Below are 21128 nucleotides of genomic sequence, written 5' to 3'. Positions count from 1 at the left end.
CTTCGGGGCTCGTCCGCATGGGAGCGCCCCAACTCTCCTGACAGAAGAGCACATCGATGTCTGTGCCCCCTGCCGGCACCGCCCTCGCAGGCGGCACCCACGGCCCCCGCGCACTGCGCCCCCTCCTCGACACCGTCCTCGACGCCCTCACCACCGGCGCCGAGGACCGCGCCGGCCCCCTCCCGCCCGGCGGCCCCGACGCCGTCACCCGCGCCGTACGCGACGCCTGCCACCCGATCCTCCCCGCGCACGGCACCGGCCCGCACGCCGCCCTGCGCACCCTCGTCCACACCCTGGCCGCCGGCGCCGCCGACCCCGCCGACCCCCACTGCGCCGCCCACCTCCACTGCCCGCCCCTCGCCCTCGCCACCGCCGCCGACCTCGCCGCCGCGGCCCTCAACCCCTCGATGGACTCCTGGGACCAGGCCCCCGCCGCCTCCGCCCTCGAAGCCCTCACCAGCCGCGCCCTCGCCGCACTCGTCTACCCCCGGGCCACCGCCCCCGACGCCCTGGTCACCACCGGCGGCACCGAGTCCAACCAACTCGCCCTGCTCCTCGCCCGCGAGGCCGCCACCGCCGACCACCCCACCGCCGGCCCCCTCCAGATCGTCTGCGGCGCCAACGCCCACCACAGCATCCACCGCTCCGCCTGGCTCCTCGGCCTCCCCGAACCCCTCACCCTCCCCACCCCCGACGGCGTCCTGACCCCCGACACCGTCCACACCTGCCTGGCCAACCTCGCCGGACACACCGGCCCCCTCCTCCTCACCGCCACCGCAGGCACCACCGACACCGGCGCCATCGACCCCCTCCCCGCCCTCGCCGACCTCGCCGCACACCACCGCGCCCGCTTCCACATCGACGCCGCCTACGGCGGAGCCCTCCTCTTCAGCGACACCCACGCCGCCGCCCTGGGCGGCCTCGACCGCGCCCACACCGTCAGCCTCGACCTGCACAAACTCGGCTGGCAACCGGTCGCCGCCGGCCTCCTCGCCGTCCCCGGCCCCCACACCCTGACCCCCCTCACCCACCAGGCCGACTACCTCAACGCCGACGACGACACCGAAGCCGGCCTCCCCGACCTCCTCAGCCGCTCCCTGCGCACCACCCGCCGCCCCGACATCCTCAAAATCGCCGTCACCCTCAAGGCCCTCGGCCGCCAGGGCCTCGGCGGCCTCATCGACCGCACCCTCGCCGCCGCCCACACCCTCGCCGACCTCATCGAGGCCCACCCCCGCTACGAACTCCACTCCCGTCCCACCCTCAGCACCGTCCTCTTCCGCCCCACCGGCATCACCGACACCGCCCTCGCCACCATCCGGCGCACGCTGCTCATCGACGGCCGCGCCGTCCTCGGCCGCGCCACCACCCCCACCGGGCTCTGGCTCAAAGCCACCCTCCTCAACCCCCACACCCAACCCGGAGACCTCACCACCCTGCTCACCCTCGTGGAAGGCCAGACCCCCCGATGACGCACACCCCGCACGACACCCCCCACACCCCTGACACCGCAAGCACCACCGCCCCCGACGAACCCCTCGACCTCATCGGCATCGGCATCGGCCCCTTCAACCTCTCCCTCGCCGCCCTCGCCCACCCCCTCACCCACCTCCGCACCGCCTTCTACGACCAGCGCCCCGCCTTCCACTGGCACCCCGGCCTCCTCATCGACGGCACCACCCTCCAAGTCCCCTTCCTCGCCGACCTCGTCACCCTCGCCGACCCCGCCAGCCCCTGGAGCTTCCTCAACTACCTCAAGACCCGCGAACGCCTCTTCCCCTTCTACTTCGCCGAACGCTTCCACCTCCACCGCGCCGAATACGACGCCTACTGCCGCTGGGTCAGCGAAAACCTCCCCGCCCTCCACTTCGGCCACCAGATCGACGCCGTCCGCTGGAACCCCGAACGCGACGCCTTCGAAGTCGACTTCACCCAACTCGACGCCGACGGCGAAGCCGAAGCCCTCGGCCGCACCTACGCCCGCAACCTCGTCCTCGGCATCGGCACCGCCCCCCACATCCCCGTCCCCCTGCGCCCCCTCGCCGAGGCCAACGCCGTCCCCGTCATCCACTCCGCCGACTACCTCACCCACCGCGACCGCCTGCTCGCCGCCGACCGCCTCACCGTCATCGGCGCCGGCCAGTCCGGCGCGGAGATCTTCCTCGACCAGCTCCGCGCCCGTCCCGCCGGCCGCGAAGGCCTCCACTGGCTCGCCCGCACCCCCGCCTTCGCCCCCATGGAATACAGCAAGATCGGCCTCGAACACTTCACCCCCGACTACACCCGCTACTTCCACGCCCTCCCCGAACGCGTCCGTGACGCCCTCCTCCCCGGTCAGTGGCAACTCCACAAGGCCATCGACCACGACACCCTCGCCGCCATCCACGACGAGCTCTACCGCCGCACCCTCGACGGCGGCTGGCCCGACGCCACCCTCACCCCCGGCGTCTGCGTCCGCACCGCGGGACGCGTCGGCACCACCCGAGTCGAACTCCACCTCGACCACACCCAGCAAGGCACCCGCTCCCGCCTCACCACCGACGCCGTCGTCCTCGCCACCGGCTACCGCGAACGCCGCATCGACACCCTCCTCGCGGCCCTCGACCCCTATGTACGCCGCGACTCCTCCGAGCGCCCCCGCATCGACACCGACCACCGCCTGATCCTCGACCCCTCGGTCACCGGCGCGGTCTACGTCCAGAACGCCGAGACCCACACCCACGGCGTCGGCACCCCCGACCTGGGCCTCGCCGCCTGGCGCAGCGCCACCATCCTCAACTCCCTCACCGACAGCACCCCCTACCCCCTCCCCACCCGCACCGCCTTCACCACCTTCGGCCTTCCACAGACCCCCGCCGGACGCACCGGCACCGTCCCCCGCCAGGGCGGCTCCACCCTCGTCCCCCGCGGCTGACCCGACGGCGGCGATGCCCCGGCACCGCCGCCGCCCCGGACCCACCACACCGCGCCCGCCCCACCGCCTCCGCCACCCCGCACCCCCGGCCGCGCCCCGCCGCCCGCCCGGATGTGCCACCCTTCACCCCCACACCCGCCCCACCACCGCGGAGGCACCCATGACCGACACCGCCCTCCCGTACGGCACCCCCGACACCCCGCGCCTCGCCGTCCGCGGCGAAGCCCGCCTCGAGGTCGACCCCGAAATCGCCCGCATCGCCGTCACCGTCACCGCCCGCGGCACCGACCGCACCACCGCCCTCACCGACCTCACCCGCCGCAACGAACAAGCCCTCACCCTCCTCAAGACCTACGGCGACGCCCTCGAAAAGCTCGAAACCGGCGCCTTCAGCCTCACCCCGCAACTCACCGACAAGGGCCGCCACGAACGCATCCGCGCCTACCACGGACGCGTCACCCACACCGCCACCCTCAACGACTTCACCGCCCTCGGCGAACTCACCACCCGCCTCGCCGACCTCGACCTCACCCGCGTCGACGGCCCCTGGTGGGCGCTGCGCCCCGACTCACCCGCCCACCGCGCCGCCCGCACCCAGGCCGTCCACGAAGCCGTCCAGCGCGCCCGCGAATACGCCGAAGCCGTCGGCGCCCGGCTCGACGCCCTCCTCGAAATCGCCGACCTCGGCGCCGACACCGCCGCCCCCACCGCCGGCCCCGCCCTGCGCTCGGCCCCCGGCTACGGCGCCCCCGCCCAGGAGGCCGCCCCCGCCCTCGACCTCGAACCCCAGCGGCAGACCGTCCACGCCAGCGTCAATGCACGCTTGACGATGACCCGCCCCACGCTCTGAGGCCACCCCGCGCGAGGGCGGAATTCCGCTCATCGGAGCGGGTGCGCGCGCATTCCAAGACGTGTCAACAGCCCTTCATTAAGCCCTCGTTGAGCAGACACCTCGCCACCGTTCCCTACCGCCCGGTAAGTCATAGAGTCGGCACATGCGCCGAGCAAAAATCGTCTGCACACTGGGCCCCGCCACCGACTCGTACGAGCAGATCAAAGCCCTCGTCGACGCCGGAATGGACATCGCCCGCTGCAACCTCAGCCACGGCACCCACGCCGACCACGAGACACGCGTCGACCGGGTCCGCAAGGCCGCCGAGGAGGCCAACCGCAGCGTCGGCATCCTCGCCGACCTTCAAGGCCCGAAGATCCGACTCGGCCGATTCCGCGAGGGCCCCGTACTTCTCGAACGCGGCGACGAGTTCACGATCACCGTCGAACCCGCCGTGGAGGGCGACCGCCAGATCTGCGGCACCACCCACCAGGGCCTCCCCGACGACGTCACCACCGGCGAACGCATCCTCGTCGACGACGGCAAGGTCACCCTCGAAGTCACCGCCGTCGACGGGCCCCGCGTCCACACCGCGGTCATCGAGGGCGGCATGGTCTCCGACCACAAGGGCCTCAACCTCCCCGGCGTCGCCGTCTCCGTCCCCGCCCTCTCCGAAAAGGACCAGGACGACCTCCGCTGGGCCCTGCGCTACGGCGCCGACCTCATCGCCCTCTCCTTCGTCCGCAGCGGCCGCGACATCGAAGACGTCCACCGCATCATGCGCGAGGAGAACCGCGCCCTCCCGGTCATCGCCAAGATCGAAAAGCCCCAGGCCGTCGACCACATCGACGAGATCGTCGCCGCCTTCGACGGCATCATGGTCGCCCGCGGCGACCTCGGCGTCGAAATGCCCCTTGAAACCGTGCCCATCGTCCAAAAGCGCGCCATCAAACTCGCCAAACGCAACGCCAAACCCGTCATCGTCGCCACCCAGATGCTCGACTCGATGATCGACAACTCCCGCCCCACCCGCGCCGAGGCCTCCGACGTCGCCAACGCCGTCATCGACGGCACCGACGCCGTCATGCTCTCCGGCGAGACCAGCGTCGGCAGCTACCCCACCGAAACCGTCCGGACCATGAGCCGCATCGTCGAAGCCGCCGAGGAGGACGTCCTCGCCAAGGGCCTCCCGCCGCTCACCGAAACCGGCAAGCCCCGCACCCAGGGCGGCGCCGTCGCCCGTGCCGCCGCCGAGATGGGCGACTTCCTCGGCGCCAAGTTCCTCGTCGCGTTCACCCAGTCCGGCGACACCGTCCGCCGCCTCTCCCGCTACCGCTCACCCATCCCCCTGCTGGCCTTCACCCCCGACCCGGCCACCCGGGCCCAGCTCAACGTCAGCTGGGGAGTGGAGACCTTCCTCGGTCCGACCGTCAACTCCACGGACGAGATGGTCGCCCAGGTCGACGAGCACCTCCTCGCCCTCGGCCGCTGCCGCAAGGGCGACGTCGTCATCATCACCGCCGGCTCCCCGCCCGGCGTCCCCGGCTCCACCAACCTCGTCCGCGTCCACCACATCGGTGAGGACGACTCCCCGAAGTAGCCCCACCGCCCCACCCCGAACCCGCTGGGCCGAGGTCCTGACCGCCGTCCCCGTCGGTACTTCGGCCCGATGTGCCGCTCCATGAGCACGACGGAGGCCTTGCGGGCCAGGGGGATAGGTGAACGGGTCGTCGCCACGGGCGACCTGGTTCCCGCGCGGAGCCGGGCAATTGCCTGACGGGGTCATTACCGTGCGCCGTACGCCTGCGCCATGAAAGATCACGGCATTACCGTGCGTATGCGCCGGCGCGGCGGGGAGTAAAAGCGGAGCGCATGCACGAGAACGTGAAACTCCGCTGGAAAGAGAAAGTGCCGGGTATGGGATTCGAACCCACATGCCCTTTCGGACAGAGGCTTTTGAGGCCTCCGCGTCAACCAGTTGCGCCAACCCGGCTGGGATGCTCGGCAGAAGTGTACCGGGTGAACAGACAGCAGTGCAGCTAGGTAGGCTGCAAGGGCACCACCTGCCTGAATGAGGAGTCCCGTGAGCGCCGCCGAGCCCGAGCAGCCCACCGCCGATGACGATCAGTCGCACGTCCCTCCGCTGACCACGCGCGTCGTGATCGCCGAGGACGAGGCCCTCATCCGTCTCGATCTCAAAGAGATGCTGGAGGAGGAGGGCTACACCGTCGTGGGCGAGGCCGGGGACGGTCAGACGGCCGTCGAGCTGGCCCGGGAGCACCGCCCGGATCTGGTGATCCTGGACGTGAAGATGCCGGTGCTGGACGGCATCTCGGCGGCCGAGGTGATCGCCGAGGAGAGCATCGCGCCGGTGCTGATGCTGACCGCGTTCTCCCAGCGTGAGCTGGTCGAGCGGGCGCGGGACGCGGGGGCGATGGCGTATCTGGTGAAGCCGTTCTCGAAGACGGACGTGGTTCCGGCGATCGAGATGGCGGTGAGCCGGTTCACCGAGCTGAAGACGCTGGAGCAGGAGGTCGAGGACCTCACGCAGCGGCTGGAGACGCGCAAGCTGGTGGACCGGGCCAAGAGCGTGCTGCAGACGCAGTACGGGCTGACGGAGCCGGCGGCGTTCCGGTGGATCCAGAAGACGTCGATGGACCGCAGGCTGTCCATGCAGCAGGTGGCGGAGGCGGTCATCGAGGACGCCGAGGAGAAGAAGCAGCAGAAGAAGGATCAGTAGCCGCGCGGAGTGTGGGAGCGGCCCCGTACCGGATGTCCGGTGCGGGGCCGCTCGTATGCCGGGGTGGTGGGCGTTCAGTCCTCGCCGAGGTAGGCCTTGCGGACGGATTCGTCGTGGAGGAGCGAGGGTCCGCTGCCGGAGAGGACGATGCGGCCGATTTCCATGACGTGTCCCTGGTCGGCGAGGGAGAGCGCGGCCTGGGCGTTCTGTTCCACGAGCAGGATGGTGGTGCCTTGTGAGCGGAGTTCGCGGATGGTTTCCATGATCTTCTGCATCATGATCGGGGAGAGGCCCATGGAGGGTTCGTCGAGCATGAGGAGTTTGGGGCGGGACATGAGCGCGCGGCCCATGGCGAGCATTTGCTGTTCGCCGCCGGAGAGGGTGCCGGAGGCTTGCTTGCTGCGTTCGCCGAGGATGGGGAAGAGGTCGTAGACGCGTTGGATGTCGGCGTCGATGCCGGCGGTGTCCTTGCGGAGGAAGGCGCCGAGCTGGAGGTTCTCGGCGATGGTGAGGCGGGGGAAGAGGCGGCGGCCCTCGGGGGAGTGGGCGAGGCCGCGTTCGACGATTTTGTGGGCGGGGACGCCGCCCAGGGGTTCGCCGTCGAAGGTGATCTTTCCGGCCAGGGGCTTGAGGAGGCCGGAGAGGGTGCGCAGGGTGGTGGTTTTGCCGGCGCCGTTGGTGCCGATGAGGGTGACGGCCTCGCCCGCCTCGACGGTGAAGGAGATGCCTTTGACGGCTTCGATCTTGCCGTAGGCGACCCGGAGGTCCTCGACTTCGAGCAGTGCGGTCATGGGGTGTCTCCGGTGTGTCCCTGGGCCGGCCGGTCCGCCGGGGCCGTGGCGTCGGGGCCCGCGGCGTCCGGGGTGTCCGTGGCTTCCGTGGTGTCCGCGGCGCCGGTGGTGTTCCCGGTGGGGGTGGGGGCGTCGGCGTCGGCGGGCGGGGTGTCGTCGTCGAGAGGGGTGCCGAGGTAGGCGGCGATGACGCGCTCGTCGGCCTGGACGACGTCGGCGGTGCCCTCGATGAGTTTCTGGCCCTGGACGAGGACGGCGACGCGGTCGCAGAGGTTGAAGATGAAGCGCATGTCGTGCTCGATGACGAGGACGGCGGTGCCCTGGGCCCGGATGGCGAGGACGAGGTCCTGGGTGGCGCGGGTTTCCTGGGGGTTCATGCCGGCGGTGGGCTCGTCCAGGAGCAGCAGCCCGGGTTCGCTGGCGAGGGCGCGGGCGATTTCGAGCTTGCGTTGTTCGCCGTAGGGGAGGTTGCGGGCGAGGTGGTCGCGTTTGTGCGCGAGGCCGGTGAACTCCAGGAGTTCCATGGCGCGTTCCTCGCTGGTGCGTTCCGCCCTTTTGAAGCCGGGGCCGCGGAGCAGGGCTGACCAGAGGCCTTCTTTGGTGCGGGTGTGGCGTCCGACGAGGACGTTCTCCAGGACGGTCATGTTGGCGAAGAGGCGGATGTTCTGGAAGGTGCGGGCGACGCCGGCCTGGGTGACGAGGTGGGGTTTGCGGGAGAGCCGGGTGCCCCGGTAGCTGACGGTGCCTTCGGTGGGCACGTAGAGGCCGGTGAGGCAGTTGAAGAAGGTGGTTTTGCCGGCTCCGTTGGGTCCTATGAGGCCGACGATTTCGCCGCTGCCGACGGTGAGGTCGACGCCGCGTACGGCGGTGAGTCCGCCGAAGCGCATGGTGACGCCCTCGGCGCGCAGGATCGTGGCGCGGTCGGTGGTGGCGGCGCTGGGTGATGTGGTCATGGTCCTCACGCCTTTGCCTGGGTGGCGCCGAGGGTGGCGTCGGTGTCGGGGAGGCGCTGGTCGGGCACGTCGAGCTGGCCGGTTTCGTGGAACTCCAGCTGTTTGCGGCGGTCGGGGATGAGTCCTTCGGGCCGGAAGCGCATGAGGAGGACCAGGGCGATGCCGAACAGCAGGAGCTGGTAGTCCTGGAGGAAGTCGAGTTTGGCGGGGATGAGGAAGAGGAGCGCGGCGCCGACGAGGGGGCCGCTGAGGGTGCCCATGCCGCCGAGGATGACGGCGGCGAGGAGGAAGGCGGAGTTGGGGGGCTGGGGGCCGGCGAACTGGAATTGTTCCGGGGTGGCGGTGGTGACGACGTGGGCGTGGACGGTGCCGGCGAGTCCGGCCAGTGCGGCGCCGAGGGCGAAGGCGAGCAGTCGCAGGCGGAAGCTGTTGATGCCCATCGCGATGGCGGCGGTCTCGTCCTCGCGGATGGCGATCCAGGCGCGGCCGATGCGGGAGGCGGCGGCGCGTCGGAAGACGAGGACGACGAAGGCGGTCACCAGGATCATCAGCAGGTAGTAGTTGCCGTAGGTGGCGAGGGGGATGCCGAGGACGGTGTGGGATTCGCCGAAGTTGAACCCGAAGATTTCGAGGTTGGGGATGTTGGGGATGCCCATGGCGCCGTTGGTGATGTCGGGGCCGGTGGTGCCGTTGAGGTTGAGCATGGCGATGCGGAAGATCTCACCGAAGCCGAGGGTGACGATGGCGAGGTAGTCGCCGCGCAGGCGGAGGGTGGGGGCGCCGATGAGGACGCCGAAGGCGAGGGAGGCGGCGGCCCCGGTCAGGAGGGCGGCCCAGAAGGGGAAGTGCAGGCCGAAGGCGGATTCGGCGGAGCCGGAGACCAGGGCCGCGGCGTAGGCGCCGACGCCGAGGAAGGCGACGTAGCCGAGGTCGAGGAGGCCGGCGAGGCCGACGACGACGTTGAGGCCCAGGGCGACGGTGGCGAAGATCAGGATGTTGGCCCCGATGATCGTGTACTGGTCGGTGTCCTGGGTGAAGGGGAAACAGGCGGCGGCGGCGAAGGCCGCGCCGAGGGCGACGCCGCGGTGGGCGCGGGTCAGTGCGGTCAGGCGCGCGGTGAGTCCGGCCCGGTGGAGGGCGGGGACGGCGAGCACCATGAAGAGCAGGTAGCCGACGAAGGGGGCGCCGTCGTCGGTGTCGATGCCGTAGGTGAAGGCGAGCAGGCCGGCGGCGAAGGCGGCGGCGATGATCAGGATCTCGGCCCAGGAGGGGAGTTCGCGGGTGCGCCGCCGCAGGGGGGTGGCGCCGAGGACCGCGGTGAAGCGCTGCCAGGGGCCGGCCGGTGGGGTGTCGCCGGGGGTGTCCGGCGGGAGGGCGAGAGCGGCGAGGAGGGTGATCAGGGAGGCGAGGCCGGCGAGGAGGCCGCCGGGTTCGAGGTTGATCAGTCCGCCGAGCTGGACGGCGATGGCGATCAGGGTGAACCACGTGGCGGCGAAGGTGGCCAGGGCGGCGAGGAGGGTGGGGGCGTTGCGTCCCGCGGGGGTGAGCCAGCCCAGTCCGCGGACGCCGAGTGCGGAGGTGGCGAGGAGGAGGGTGAGGAGGCCGCCGAAGAGGGTGATGAGCTGGAGGCCGGCGGGGGAGAGGCTGTAGGTGAGGTCGCCGGGGAAGTCGCTGCTCCAGGTCCAGGCGAGGCCGGTGGACAGGGCGGTGACGAGGGCGCCGGCGGCGGTGGTGAGGCGGGCGGTGCGTTCGGGGAGGGGGAGCAGGCCGCGTGCGGGGGTCGTGGTGAGGTCTGTGGTCATCGCAATCACGCCCGATCCGCGACACGTTCGCCCAGGAGGCCCTGTGGTCTCAGTAGGAGCACAAGGATGAGGAGGACGAAGGCCCAGACGTCCTTCCAGGCTCCGCCGCCGAATTGCTCCATGCCCGGTATCTCTTCGATGTAGGCGGTGGCGAGGGCTTCGGCGATGCCGAGGACGACGCCGCCGAGCATGGCGCCGTAGATGTTGCCGATGCCGCCGAGGACGGCGGCGGTGAAGGCCTTGAGGCCCATGATGAAGCCCATGCGGAACTGGACCTCGCCGGTGCGCAGTCCGTAGGCGACGGCGGCGACGCCGGCGAAGGCGGCGCCGATGGCGAAGGCGAGGACGATGATGCGGTCGGTGTTGATGCCCATGAGCTTGGCGGTGTCGGGGTCCTGCGCGGTGGCCTGCATGGCGCGGCCGCTGCGGGTCTTGGCGACGAAGAAGCCGAGGGCGATCATGCAGGCGGGTGCGGCGATCAGGACGAAGAGGTCGCCGCGCTGGACGGTGGCGCCGAGGATGTCGAAGGCGTGGCCCTTGAACTGGGGGAAGACGCGGGCCTGTTTGCCGTCGGGGTACCACTTCCAGATGGCCTGCTGGAGCGCGATGGACAGGCCGATGGCGGTGATGAGGGGGGCGAGGCGGGGGGCGCCGCGCAGCGGGCGGTAGGCGAAACGTTCCGCTGCGATGCCGACGAGGACGGATACGGCGATGCCGCCGAGGAGCATGACCGGCAGCGCGAGGGCGAGCGAGGTGCCGGCGGGAAGCGCGAGGAAGACGCTGAGCGCTCCGAAGCCGCCGACCATGAAGATCTCGCCGTGGGCGAAGTTGATGAGCTGGACGATTCCGTAGACCATCGTGTAGCCGATCGCGATGAGACCGTACATCGCGCCGAGGATGAGTCCGTTGGCCAGCTGTTGCGGCAGTTCACTCACCGCAGGGCCTCCGTTGCGTGGGAGTTACGGGGTTCCGGGCTGCCCCGGTGTGCCGCGGGCCGCGCCAGGGGGCGTGGTGCGTCCTGGCGCGGCCCGGGTGTGTCGGTGGTGCGGTGCGCGGTCGGTCAGCTCTTGTCGAACTTCTTGAATTCGGCGCTGAAGCGGGAGGCCCAGGCTCCCTTGTCGACCTGGTAAGCGGTGATCATGGTGTTGGTGGTGTCGCCGAACTTGTCGAAGGCGATGTGCCCGGTGACGCCGTCGAAGGTGACCTTGTTCATGGCGTCGACGACCTTCTTGCGGGCGTCGTCGGGGAGCTTGCCGCTGTTGGCGTCGACGACGGCCTTGACGGCCTGGATGACGGCCCAGGTGGAGTCGTAGGCGGAGCCGCCGTAGGCCTCGTAGGCCTCCTTGAAGCCGGCTGCCTTGTAGTCGGCGATGAACTTCTTGGCGGAGGGGAGGTCTTCGACGGGCTTGCCGACGGAGGAGGCGTAGTCGCCCTGCGCCTTCTTGTTGAGCTTGATGTAGTCGCCGCTGTACATGCCGTCGCCGCCCATGAGCGGGACGGTGACGCCGCCGTCCTTGAGCTGCTGGCTGAGCGGGCCGGAGGCGGGGTACTCGCCGCCGTAGAAGACCAGGTCGGGCTTGGCGGACTTGACCTTGGAGACGACGGCCTTGAAGTCACGGTCGTCGGGGCTGACGTGCTCGGTGCCGGCGATCTTGCCGCCGAGCTTGCTGAACTGGTCCTTGAAGGAGGACGCGAGGCCGACGCCGTAGGTCTTCTGGTCGTCGATGACGTAGACCTTCTTGGCCTTCACCTTCTCCCAGGCGTACTGGCCGTCGAAGGCGCCCTGGACCTCGTCGGTGGTGGCGGTGCGGAAGTAGGTCGGGAACTGGCGGACCCGCTTGTTCTTGCGCCAGTCCGGGCCCTGGGTGAGGTCCGGGGTGGTGTTCGCCGGGGATATCAGGGTGAGGTTGTTCTGCTTGGAGACCTGCTGCATGGACTGGGCGACGCCGGAGTTGAGCGGGCCGACGATGCCGAGGACGTCCTTGTCGCCGGCGAGCTTGGTGGTGTTCTGCTGGCCGACGTTGGGCAGGGCCTTGTCGTCGAGGGCTTCGAGCTTGAAGGTGACGCCCTTGACCTCGCCGGCCTTGTTGGCGTTGTCGATGGCGAGCTGGGCGGAGTTGCGGATGCCCAGGCCGAGTGCGGAGAGCTCGCCGGTGGTGGGGGCGTCGAGGCCGATGACGACGGTGGATTTTCCGTCGCCGCTCTTGTTCTCGCCGCGCGAGCCGCACGCGGAAAGGGTGAGGGCACCGGCGGTGACCGCGGTGGTGAGGATGAGCAAGGAACGGTGACGCACGATCAGTCCTTTCCCTGGCGGCCACAGCTGTCGCATGGCCGGATCGCGGCGCCGGGCTGTGCGGGGTGAGGCCGGGGTCCGTGCTCGCAGCGCGCCCGGCGGCGCGGTGACTGGCCGTGACTCTAGAGCGGTGTTCGCCACACCGGCAGAGGCGCTGTGCAGGATGTGACGCTCTTGTTATGACCTTCGATGAGCGTTTTGCCGTTATGGTCCTTACACCGCAGGGCGAACGCGCCGGGAGGGGTGAAGGTGCACCTCCACGGGGGGATGGGGCGCGTGGTGACGGTTCGGCGTCCGCTATCCGGACGTGAGGGGCGCGGGGGTGCCGGGACCCTTGAAGGGCACGGGAATCGCGCACGGCACGGCTCCGCACGCTTGTTACTCAGGGTTACGGAAAGCGGTGCGGCCCCGCTCCAGGGGCTGGATGCGGGGCCGCGGCGGCGGGCGGCGGTGCGCCGGCCGGGGTGGGTCAGCTGCGGTAGGCGTCGCTGTCGGTCTCGCGCAGCATGCAGGTCAGGCGGGCGGTGCAGACCCGCTTGTCGTGCTCGTCGGTGATGACGATGTCGTAGGTGGTGGTGGAGCGGCCGCGGTGTACGGGGGTGGCGACGCCGGTGACCAGTCCGGAGCGGGCGCCGCGGTGGTGGGTGCAGTTCAGGTCGACGCCCACCGCGATCTTGGTGGGGCCACCGTGCAGCATGGCGCCGACGGAACCGAGGGTTTCGGCCAGGACGGCGGAGGCGCCGCCGTGCAGCAGCCCGTAGGGCTGGGTGTTGCCCTCGACGGGCATGGTGCCCACGATGCGCTCCGGGGCGGCCTCGACGACCCGCACGCTCATCCGCTCGCCGAGGTGTCCGGCGGAGAACAGCGCCGGCAGGTCGAGGCCGAGGCCGGCCCACTGGTCGAGGATCTCCTGCGGAAACTTGGTCGTGCTCTGCTCACCCATGCCCGTGGCTCCGTTCGCTCGCCCGTGATCGTCGTCGATCCGTGCCTGTTCCTATCAGTCCGCTGAGCAAGCGCTCAGCGCGGGGTGGGGATCCCGCTGGCCGCGGCGCCGCGCTCAGTCCCGGCGGGCGGGCTCCAGGCGGATCACCACGGACTTGGCGGCCGGGGTGTTGCTGGTGTCGGCGGTGTGGTCGAGCGGGATCAGGACGTTGGTCTCGGGGTAGTAGGCGGCCGCACACCCGCGGGCCGTGGGGTAGTGCACGACGCGGAAGCCGTCCGCCCGCCGCTCGCTGCCGTCGGTCCACTCGCTGATCAGGTCGGCGTACGCGCCGTCGGCCAGGCCCCGTTCGCGGGCGTCGTCGGGGTGGACGAGCACGACGCGGCGGCCGTTCTTGATGCCGCGGTAGCGGTCGTCGAGGCCGTAGACGGTGGTGTTGTACTGGTCGTGGGAGCGCAGCGTCTGCAGCAGCAGCCGGCCTTCGGGGGCGATGGGGTATTCCACGGGTGCGGCGGTGAAGTTGGCCTTGCCGGTGGCGGTGGGGAAGCTGCGGCTGTCCCGGGGGGCGTGCGGCAGGGCGAAGCCTCCGGGGCGGGCGACCCGGGCGTTGAAGTCCTCGAAGCCGGGGACGACGCGGGCGATCCGGTCGCGGATCGTGGCGTAGTCCTGCTCGAACTCCTCCCAGGGGGTGGCGCTGTCCGCGCCCAGGACGCGGCGGGCCAGCCGGGCCACGATCGCGGGCTCTGACAGCAGCTGGGATCCGGCGGGCTCCAGCCGGCCGCGGGAGGCGTGCACCATGCCCATGGAGTCCTCGACGGTCACGAACTGCGGGCCGCCGCCCTGCACATCGCGGTCCGAGCGGCCCAGGGTCGGCAGGATCAGGGCGCGGGCGCCGGTGATCACGTGCGAGCGGTTGAGCTTGGTGGAGACGTGGACGGTCAGCCGGGCGCGGCGCATGGCGGCCTCGGTGACGTCGGTGTCGGGGGTGGCGGACACGAAGTTGCCGCCCATCGCGAAGAAGACCTTGGCCTGTCCGTCGCGCAGCGCGCGGATGGCGCGGACCACGTCGAGGCCGTGCTCCTGGGGCGGCGCGAAGCCGAACTCCTTCTCCAGGGCGTCGAGGAAGGCGGGCGCGGGCCGTTCGAAGATGCCCATGGTGCGGTCGCCCTGGACGTTGCTGTGTCCGCGGACGGGACACACGCCGGCCCCGGGCCGGCCGATGTTGCCGCGCAGCAGCAGGAAGTTGACGACTTCCCGGATGGTGGGGACGGAGTGCTTGTGCTGGGTCAGACCCATCGCCCAGCACACGATGGTGCGCTTCGAGGCGAGGACCATCTCCCCCGCGCGCTCGATCTCCTCGCGGCTCAGACCGGTGGCGGTGAGCGTCTCGTCCCAGTCGTGGTCGCCGCGGGCGGCCCGCGCGAACTCCTCGAAGCCGTGGGTGTGGTCGCGGATGAAGTCCTCGTCGAGGGCGCCCTCGGTGGCGAGGACGAGGCGGTTGAGGGCCCGGAAGAGGGCCTGGTCGCCGCCGAGGCGTACCTGGAGGAAGAGGTCGGTCAGCGCGGTGCCGCCGCCGGCCAGGCCGCGCGGGGTCTGCGGGTTCTTGAAGCGTTCCAGGCCGGCCTCGGGCAGCGGGTTGACCGAGATGATCCGTGTGCCGCCGGACTTGGCCTTCTCCAGGGCGGTGAGCATCCGGGGGTGGTTGGTGCCCGGGTTCTGGCCGGCGACGATGATCAGGTCGGCCTGGTAGAGGTCCTCCAGCAGGACGCTGCCCTTGCCGATGCCGAGGGTCTCGGTGAGCGCGGAGCCCGAGGACTCGTGGCACATGTTGGAGCAGTCGGGCAGGTTGTTGGTGCCGAATTCGCGGGCGAAGAGCTGGTAGAGGAAGGCTGCCTCGTTGCTGGTGCGCCCGGAGGTGTAGAAGACGGCCTCGTCGGGGGAGTCGAGGGCGGTCAGCTCCTCGCCGATCAGGTCGAAGGCCCGCTCCCAGGAGACGGGGGTGTAGTGGTCGGCGCCCTCGGCCAGGTACATGGGGTGCGTGAGGCGGCCCTGCTGGCCGAGCCAGTAGCCGCTGCGGTCGGCGAGGCCGGCGACGGAGTGCGCCGCGAAGAACTCCGGGGTGACGCGGCGCAGGGTGGCTTCCTCGGCGACCGCCTTGGCGCCGTTCTCGCAGAACTCCGCGGTGTGCGTCTTGCCGGGCTCGGGCCAGGCGCAGCCCGGGCAGTCGAAGCCGTCGGGCTGGTTGACGCGCAGCAGGGTCCGGGCGCTGCGCCGCACACCCATCTGCTGCTGGGCGACGCGCAGGGCGTGGGTGAGGGCCGGCAGCCCGACGGCGGAGTGCTGGGGTGCGCTGACCTCGGGCGCGTCCTGGACGGGGTCCGACGCGGGCGGCTTGCCTGCCATGACGCTCTCCCTTGAGCCGTGAGCTGCGGTGGTCCGCGGGCGCGGCGGACCGTTGTCCCGCACAGGTGTCGTACGCGTGGATCCTGTCACGGACGCGCGGGGCGGTGCAGGGGGCGGCGGGGGACGGCGGCGGACGTGGAGGCCGGCGCGGCGGGCGGCGGGCCGGGGCGGCGCGGCCGGGGTCCGCGGCGGGGCGCGGCGAGGGGGCCGGGGGCCGTCGCGGCGGGGATTGTCAGTGGGGCGTGGCAGGATCGGGGGCGTGGCAGCAAAGGCAGCGAAGAAGAGCGAAGCGACCGGCACCGAGGCGGCGGCGGGCGGCCGTCCCCGACTGCTCCTGATGGACGGGCATTCCATGGCATACCGGGCGTTCTTCGCCCTGCCCGTGGAGAATTTCACGACCGTCTCGGGACAACCGACCAATGCGATCTACGGCTTCGCGTCGATGCTCGCGAACACCCTGCGTGACGAGGCGCCCACGCATTTCGCCGTGGCCTTTGACGTCTCGCGCAAGACCTGGCGCTCCGAGGAGTTCGCCGACTACAAGGCGAACCGCTCCAAGACGCCCGACGAGTTCAAGGGCCAGGTCGAGCTGATCGGAGAGATGCTCGACGCGATGCGGGTCAAGCGCTTCGCGATCGAGGGCTTCGAGGCCGACGACGTCATCGCCACCCTCACCGAGCAGGCCACGGCCCAGGGCTTCGAGGTCTCGATCGTCACCGGCGACCGCGACTCCTTCCAGCTGGTCTCCGACGACGTCACGGTGCTCTACCCCACCAAGGGCGTCTCGGAGCTGACCCGCTTCACCCCGGAGAAGGTCTTCGAGAAGTACGGCCTGACCCCGGCCCAGTACCCGGACTTCGCCGCGTTGCGCGGCGACCCCTCGGACAACCTCCCCGGCATCCCCGGCGTCGGCGAGAAGACCGCGACGAAGTGGATCAATCAGTTCGGTTCGTTCGCGGAGCTGGTGGAGCGCGCCGAGGAGGTCAAGGGCAAGGCGGGCGCCAACCTCCGCGAGCACCTGGACGCGGTCAAGCTCAACCGCCGGCTCACGGAGATGGTGCGCGATGTCGCGCTGCCGTGCGGCCCGGCCGAGCTGACCCGCGAGGCGTACGACCGGGAGGCGCTCGCGGTCCTCTTCAACGGCCTGGAGATCCGCAACCAGGGCCTGCGTGACCGGCTGCACGCCGTCGACCCGGGCGCGGCCGAGGCCGCCGAGGAGGCCGCCCCCGCGGCCGGCATCGAGGTCGACGGTTCGGTCCTGGCCGCCGGTGAACTCGCTCCGTGGCTGGCCGAGCACGGCACCGGACCGCTCGGCGTGGCCACGGTCGACGTCTGGACCCTCGGCAGCGGCAGCGTCGCCGAGATCGCGCTCGCCGCCGGCGACGGCCCGGCCGCCTGGTTCGACCCCGCCCAGCTCGACGAGGCCGACGAGCAGGCCTTCGCCGCCTGGAGCGTGGACGCCGCCCGCCCCAAGGTGATGCACAACGCCAAGGGCCTGATGCGGGTCTTCGGCGAGCACGGCTGGCGCATCGACGGCGTCACCATGGACACCGCCCTGGCCGCCTATCTGGTCAAGCCGGGCCGCCGCTCCTTCGCCCTGGACGCCCTGTCCATCGAGTACCTGGGCCGCGATCTGGCCCCCGCCGCGGCCGGCGACGGCCAGCTGGCGTTCGGCGCGGACGAGCAGGCCGAGGCCGACGCCCTCATGGGCCAGGCCCGTACGGTCCTCGACCTGGGAACGGCGTTCGAGGCGAAGCTCGCCGAGGTCGGCGCGGCCGGGCTGCTGCGCGACGTGGAGCTGCCCACCAGCGTGCTGCTGGCCCGCATGGAGCGCGCCGGCATCGCCGCGGACCGGGGCTGGCTGGAGCGCATGGAGCAGCAGTTCGCGGGCGCGGTGCAGCAGGCCGTCAAGGAGGCGCACGCCGCCGCCGGCCACGAGTTCAACCTCGGCTCGCCCAAGCAGCTGCAGGAGGTCCTCTTCGGCGAACTGGGCCTGCCCAAGACCAAGAAGACCAAGACGGGCTACACCACCGACGCCGACGCCCTGGCCTGGCTGGCGGCCCAGACCGAGAACGAACTCCCGGTCATCATGCTCCGGCACCGTGAGCAGGCCAAGCTGCGCACCACCGTCGAGGGCCTGATCAAGACCATCGGCGCCGACGGCCGCATCCACACCACCTTCAACCAGACCGTGGCCGCCACCGGCCGACTGTCCTCCACGGACCCCAACCTCCAGAACATCCCGGTGCGTACGGACGAGGGCCGGGCCATCCGCCGCGGCTTCGTCGTCGGGGACGGCTTCGAATCGCTGCTGACCGCCGACTACAGCCAGATCGAGCTGCGGGTGATGGCCCACCTCTCCGAGGACGAGGGCCTGCTGGAGGCCTTCACCTCCGGCGAGGACCTGCACACCACGGTCGCCTCCCACGTCTTCACGGTCGCCACCCACGAGGTCGACGCGGAGATGCGCCGCAAGATCAAGGCGATGTCCTACGGCCTGGCGTACGGGCTGTCGGCCTTCGGGCTCTCCCAGCAGCTGGGCATCCAGCCCGATGAGGCCCGCAAGCTGATGGACAACTACTTCGAGCGCTTCGGCGGGGTGCGCGACTACCTCCGCCGCGTCGTGGACGAGGCCCGCGCCACCGGCTACACCGAGACGATGCTCGGCCGCCGCCGCTACCTCCCCGACCTCAACAGCGACAACCGCCAGCGCCGTGAGATGGCCGAGCGGATGGCGCTGAACGCCCCGATCCAGGGCACCGCCGCCGACATCGTCAAGATCGCGATGCTGCGGGTCGACGCGGCGCTGCGGGACGCGAAGCTGAAGTCGCGCATGCTGCTCCAGGTCCACGACGAAATCGTGGTCGAGGTCGCCCCGGGCGAGCGCAAGAAGGTCGAGGAACTGGTCCGCCGCGAGATGGCCGACGCGGTCGAACTCGACGCCCCGCTGGACGTCTCCGTCGGCTCCGGCAAGGACTGGGAGTCCGCCGCGCACTGAGCAGACGACGGACCGGGGAGGGCGCGGGGCACGTCCCGCGCCCTCCCCGGCGCCCGTCGGGCCCGGTGTCGGCCGGCCGCCCCGCGCACACTCCACCTGACGGCGCGTCAGGAGCGCCTTCCCCGGCCCGAAAGTAAACGGCCCGCGGGCCCCCTGACCGGTTCTGATCACTATGTGTCCGAAGTGGGTGGTAGATGCCGGGCCCGAGTTGTCGTAGTGTCGCCTGAGTTGGAGCGCCGGGGAGCGCGACGCCGCGTCAGGAGCGCGGTAGGGCAACGCGGAGGGGACCACGTATGTCAGCCACATTCCGACGGCGGCTCCAGCGGGGAGCGGCCTCGACGGCCGTGGCGGCCCTGGTGCTCGCCGCCCTGACGGCCTCTCAGGCGCCCGGCGCCGCCGAAGCGGCCGCCGCCAGAAAGCAGCAGCCGCCGCCCCCGGCCGACACCCCCATCGACGGCGGCACGACGTACTACACCGACCTGCCGCCCCTCAACAGCCCGGTACCGCCCCGCGGTTCACACCACACCGGCTCGCACCCCGCCGACTCCGCGGGCCCCGCCGAGGCGGGTCTCCCCGCCACCGTCCTGGCCGCGTACAAGAAGGCAGAGTCGGCCCTCGACGGCTCCGACCCGGGCTGCCGGCTGCCCTGGCAGCTGCTCGCCGGAATCGGCAAGGTCGAATCCGGCCAGGCACGCGGCGGAGCGGTCGACGCCGAGGGGACCACCCTCCAGCCGATACTCGGCCCGCAGCTCAACGGCCACGGCTTCGCGCGGATCACTGACACCGACGGCGGCCGCTACGACGGCGACGTCACCCACGACCGTGCCGTGGGCCCGATGCAGTTCATCCCCTCCACCTGGTCGCAGGGCGGCCCCGACCGCACCGGCTGGGGCGCCGACGGCAACGGCGACGGCAAGAAGGACCCCAACAACGTCTACGACGCGGCGCTCGCCGCCGGCCGCTACCTCTGCGCCGGCGGCCGCGACCTGTCGGACCAGGGCGATCTGGACCACGCGATCCTCGGCTACAACAACTCCGACGCCTATCTGCGCACCGTGCTGTCCTGGTACGGGTTCTACCGCCACGGCACCCACGAGATCCCCGACGGCAGGGGCGTCCTGCCGGAACGGCGGCGCGAGCCGCGCACGGCCGGCGACGACCGCGACACCCGCACCGGCGGCGTGCCCGCGGGCCGCGGCTCCGGCGGCACGCCGGACAAGGACCGGCGGCCCGGCGGATCCGGCACCGGATCCCACAAGCCCGGCAAGGGGCAGCACCACCCCGGCAAGCCCGGCGGCACCGACCACACCCCGGGCGGCGGCACCGGCACGCCCACCCACGAGCCCACCCCCACCCCCAAGCCGCCCGCCGAACCCCGGCTCACCACCCTCACCCGCGTCGGCGACAAGGACCTGACCGCCACCGCCGGCGACGAGTTCACCGCCGCGCCGACCGTCCGCGCCGAGGACGCGGCGGGCAAGCCGGTCGCCGGCGCCCCCGTCCGCTTCACCCTCCCCGCCTCCGCCGGCGCCCGCTTCCCCGGCGACCGCACCACCGTCACCGTCACCACCGGCAAGGACGGCCTGGCCGCCGCCCCCGCCCTGCGCGCGGGCGACAAGGCCACCACCTTCACCGTCCGCGCCACGGCCGTGGACCGCACCGCCCCCGCCGTCGACTTCGGTGCCACCGTCAAGGCCAAGCCCACCCCGAAGGCCGACACGCTCACCCGCACCTCGGACAAGCCGCTGACGGCCACCGCCGGCAAGGCCTTCGCCGAGGACGCGGTCGAGATCAAGGCGACCTACCACGGCGCACTCGCGGCCGGTGTGCCGGTCACCGCGACCATGGTCACCGACGACCCGGACCACCCCGTCGAGAACGACAAGGGCCCCTACTTCAAGGACCCCGGGGCCACCGGCGGCGACGAGGACGACCCGGTCCGCACGCTCACCGGCCTCACCACCGATGACGAGGGCCTGCTGAAGCTCCCGAAGATCTACACCGACAGCCACGCGGGCACGTTCCTGCTGCGGCTGACCACCGCCGACGGCGCCGTGCTCACCGTCAAGCTGAAGGTCGCCCCGGCCCGGTCCTGACCCGCGCCCCGGCCCGGGCGCCACGGCCGGAACGCGCCGCGCCAACCGTCCGTCCATGGCGGCCGGTCGGCGCCGGACCCGGTGACCGCGCCCGCCCCGCCGCCGTCCTGCCCTCCGTCCAGGGCAGGACGGCGGCATCACGTGTTCTCATCTCGGCCGCCCGTTGCTACGGTGCCCCCGCCTGACGCTGTATCAGTTCCCCGGGAGGCCGGCCATGCGTGCCCTGACAGCAGCCGCGATCGGACTGGCCGCGGCGTTCGTCCTCGTCCTCGCCCTCACGGCGGCCGGTGACCCCGGCGGCACGACCTCCCCCGAGCCGCTGCTGACCACCGTCCCCGCGCACCCCTGAGAGGGAGGGACGCCGCC

General features: G+C 71.6%; 15 protein-coding genes and 1 tRNA gene. 8 read left to right on the top strand and 8 right to left on the bottom strand.

The features are described 5' to 3' along the window. The first annotated feature begins 56 nt into the window (after positions 1–56). From ACQP17_RS09430 to pyk, 4 genes are all read left to right on the top strand, one after another. On the top strand, positions 57–1472 hold the full coding sequence (locus tag ACQP17_RS09430) for a pyridoxal phosphate-dependent decarboxylase family protein (protein ID WP_433855854.1): 1416 nt from the start codon (positions 57–59) through the stop codon (positions 1470–1472). Beyond that, entirely contained in the window at positions 1469–2914 is a 1446-nt protein-coding gene (locus ACQP17_RS09425; RefSeq protein WP_433855853.1) for a lysine N(6)-hydroxylase/L-ornithine N(5)-oxygenase family protein, read from the top strand. The genes ACQP17_RS09430 and ACQP17_RS09425 overlap by 4 nt, the downstream gene beginning before the upstream one ends. A gap of 160 nt (positions 2915–3074) precedes the next feature. Continuing rightward, positions 3075–3764, top strand: a complete 690-nt coding sequence (locus ACQP17_RS09420; protein ID WP_433855852.1) for an SIMPL domain-containing protein — start codon at positions 3075–3077, stop codon at positions 3762–3764. Positions 3765–3909: 145 nt separating this feature from the next. Then, entirely contained in the window at positions 3910–5346 is a 1437-nt protein-coding gene (gene pyk, locus ACQP17_RS09415) for a pyruvate kinase (protein ID WP_433855851.1), read from the top strand. A 309-nt stretch (positions 5347–5655) separates the two neighbouring features. On the opposite strand, the gene ACQP17_RS09410 is transcribed toward pyk, so the two are convergent. Further along, a tRNA-Leu gene (locus tag ACQP17_RS09410) sits at positions 5656–5739 on the bottom strand. Between the two features lie 90 nt (positions 5740–5829). Between ACQP17_RS09410 and ACQP17_RS09405 the strand changes: the two genes are divergently transcribed. Next, a complete protein-coding gene (locus ACQP17_RS09405; protein WP_329152093.1) occupies positions 5830–6486 on the top strand; it encodes an ANTAR domain-containing response regulator in 657 nt (218 codons plus the stop codon). 74 nt (positions 6487–6560) lie between these two features. Here ACQP17_RS09405 and ACQP17_RS09400 read toward each other — a convergent pair whose 3' ends face one another. From ACQP17_RS09400 to ACQP17_RS09370, 7 genes are all read right to left on the bottom strand, one after another. After that, positions 6561–7277, bottom strand: coding sequence for an ABC transporter ATP-binding protein (locus ACQP17_RS09400; RefSeq protein ID WP_433855850.1), 717 nt, complete (start codon positions 7275–7277; stop codon positions 6561–6563). After that, entirely contained in the window at positions 7274–8230 is a 957-nt protein-coding gene (locus tag ACQP17_RS09395; protein WP_433855849.1) for an ABC transporter ATP-binding protein, read from the bottom strand. Before ACQP17_RS09395 ends, ACQP17_RS09400 begins: the two co-directional genes overlap by 4 nt. 5 nt (positions 8231–8235) lie before the next feature. After that, positions 8236–10032, bottom strand: coding sequence for a branched-chain amino acid ABC transporter permease (locus ACQP17_RS09390; protein WP_433855848.1), 1797 nt, complete (start codon positions 10030–10032; stop codon positions 8236–8238). Positions 10033–10037: 5 nt separating this feature from the next. After that, positions 10038–10967 carry a branched-chain amino acid ABC transporter permease gene (locus ACQP17_RS09385; RefSeq protein ID WP_030988749.1) on the bottom strand — a complete coding sequence of 310 codons (930 nt, stop codon included), beginning with the start codon at positions 10965–10967 and terminating at the stop codon, positions 10038–10040. A 125-nt stretch (positions 10968–11092) separates the two neighbouring features. Then, complete coding sequence (locus ACQP17_RS09380) at positions 11093–12310, bottom strand: branched-chain amino acid ABC transporter substrate-binding protein (RefSeq protein WP_433859865.1); 1218 nt, start codon at positions 12308–12310, stop codon at positions 11093–11095. Positions 12311–12794: 484 nt separating this feature from the next. Beyond that, the gene (locus ACQP17_RS09375) at positions 12795–13268 is read right to left on the bottom strand and encodes a PaaI family thioesterase (protein ID WP_433855847.1); all 474 of its coding nucleotides are present in this window, start codon (positions 13266–13268) and stop codon (positions 12795–12797) included. A 114-nt stretch (positions 13269–13382) separates the two neighbouring features. Continuing rightward, positions 13383–15668 carry an FdhF/YdeP family oxidoreductase gene (locus ACQP17_RS09370; RefSeq protein WP_433855846.1) on the bottom strand — a complete coding sequence of 762 codons (2286 nt, stop codon included), beginning with the start codon at positions 15666–15668 and terminating at the stop codon, positions 13383–13385. A gap of 259 nt (positions 15669–15927) precedes the next feature. Here ACQP17_RS09370 and polA point away from each other — a divergent pair, with 259 nt between their 5' ends. The 3 genes from polA (at position 15928) to ACQP17_RS09355 (ending at position 21111) form a co-directional block, all read left to right on the top strand. After that, entirely contained in the window at positions 15928–18666 is a 2739-nt protein-coding gene (gene polA / locus ACQP17_RS09365) for a DNA polymerase I (protein ID WP_433855845.1), read from the top strand. 293 nt (positions 18667–18959) lie between these two features. Further along, on the top strand, positions 18960–20762 hold the full coding sequence (locus ACQP17_RS09360; protein ID WP_433855844.1) for a lytic transglycosylase: 1803 nt from the start codon (positions 18960–18962) through the stop codon (positions 20760–20762). Between the two features lie 214 nt (positions 20763–20976). After that, on the top strand, positions 20977–21111 hold the full coding sequence (locus ACQP17_RS09355) for an SPW_0924 family protein (RefSeq protein ID WP_364877065.1): 135 nt from the start codon (positions 20977–20979) through the stop codon (positions 21109–21111). The last annotated feature ends 17 nt before the right edge of the window (positions 21112–21128 follow it).

The organism is Streptomyces kronopolitis (genome assembly GCF_050953795.1).
Classification (GTDB): Bacteria; Actinomycetota; Actinomycetes; order Streptomycetales; family Streptomycetaceae; genus Streptomyces; species Streptomyces kronopolitis_A.
This window is presented reverse-complemented; position numbering and strand designations above follow the sequence as displayed.